The organism is Flavobacterium frigoritolerans (assembly GCF_025847275.1).
Classification (GTDB): domain Bacteria; phylum Bacteroidota; class Bacteroidia; order Flavobacteriales; family Flavobacteriaceae; genus Flavobacterium; species Flavobacterium frigoritolerans.
In genome coordinates, this window is record NZ_JAOZEV010000046.1 from 1 (window position 1) to 1,886 (window position 1,886).

Consider the following 1,886-nt stretch of genomic DNA (forward strand, 5'->3'; position numbering starts at 1 on the left):
AAACCAGACATTAGCTATAAAAGTGCTGGTAAATTTGAAGAGACACGATTTGAAAAAATCCACAACGAAATCTTCAAGAATTCTACCGAAGCATCGCTAATTGTTGCGCAGGAAATTGCTCAATTAATTAGATCAAAGCAAGAAAAGAATAAATCTTGTGTACTAGGTTTAGCCACAGGTTCTTCACCTATAAAAGTATATGAAGAATTAGTCAGAATGCACAATGAAGAAGGATTGAGTTTTAGCAATGTTGTTACTTTTAATTTGGACGAATACTATCCGATGACAAAAGAAAACAATCAGAGCTACCATCATTTTATGCATCAACATTTATTCAATCACATTGATATCAAACCTGAGAATGTAAATATTCCTGATGGAACTGTTGCAATCGATGAATTGAATCAATATTGTATTGATTATGAAATGAACATTAAGAATGCAGGTGGATTGGATTTCCAATTATTAGGAATTGGTCGTACAGGACACGTAGGGTTCAACGAGCCTGGTTCGCATATAAATTCAGGAACACGTATTATTACTTTGGATCACATCACGAGAGTAGATGCTTCTTCCGATTTTAACGGAATTGATAATGTGCCAAAAAGGGCCATTACAATGGGAGTGTCTACAATTCTCAGATCCAAAAGAATAGTACTTATGGCTTGGGGACAAAACAAAGCCGATATTATCAAGAGAACCATTCAAGGTGATATTAGCTCAGAAGTTCCGGCAACATTTTTGCAAAATCATGGCAATGCAACGTTTGTTTTAGACCAATCAGCTGCATCTGAACTAACTCGTTTTAAAACACCGTGGTTAGTTGGTGAGTGCATTTGGAATCAGGAATTAAAAAGTAAAGCGATTGTTTGGTTGTGTCAAAAAACAAAGCAATCTATTTTAAAATTAACCGACAGAGATTACAACAATAACGGAATGTCCGATTTGTTGGCTCAGGAAGGTTCTGCTTACGATTTGAACATAAACATGTTTAACGTATTACAGCATACCATTACAGGATGGCCAGGAGGCAAGCCTAATACTGACGATTCACACCGCCCAGAAAGAGCCAATCCTGCAAAGAAAAGAATTATCCTTTTTAGTCCACATCCAGATGATGATGTTATCTCAATGGGAGGAACATTTTCAAAATTAATAAAACAAGGTCACGATGTGCATGTGGTATATCAAACCTCTGGAAATATTGCCGTTACCGATGATGAAGCATTGAAGTTTGCTGAGGTAAGTAACGATTTTATTACCGATGCAGATACTAAAGTAAATTTCAAATCAGTAATTGAGTTTTTGAATAATAAATCAGAGAATCAAATTGATTCCTTGGAGGTTAGAAAGTTAAAAGGACTTATTCGCCGAAGAGAATCGTATGCCGCTACGAGATATATTGGGTTAAAAGATTCCAACACCCATTTCCTGGATCTTCCGTTTTATGAAACAGGACAAATCAAGAAAAATCCGTTAGGTCTTGAAGATATTGCTATTGTAAAAGACATTATCGAAAAAATAAAACCACATCAGGTCTTTGCCGCTGGAGATCTTGCAGATCCGCATGGAACACATGAAGTATGTTTGAATGCCATCTTTGCAGCAATGAAGGAACTAAAACCACAACCTTATATGGATGATTGTTGGTTATGGTTATACCGAGGTGCTTGGCACGAATGGGATATTCATGAAATAGACATGGCTGTACCTTTAAGTCCATCAGAAGTATTGTTAAAACGTCACGCTATTTTATACCACCAATCTCAAAAAGACAGAGTTATGTTTCAAGGAAACGACTCCAGAGAGTTTTGGGTTAGAGCCGAAGATCGTAATAAAAACACTGCGATTTTATATGATGATTTAGGTCTTGCGGAATACGAAGC

General features: G+C 36.5%; 1 protein-coding gene. It reads left to right on the forward strand.

Features of this window, described 5'->3' with window-relative positions:
* The coding region (gene nagB, locus OIU80_RS20785; RefSeq protein WP_319004979.1) for a glucosamine-6-phosphate deaminase at positions 1-1,886 on the forward strand (1,886 nt) is incomplete at both ends.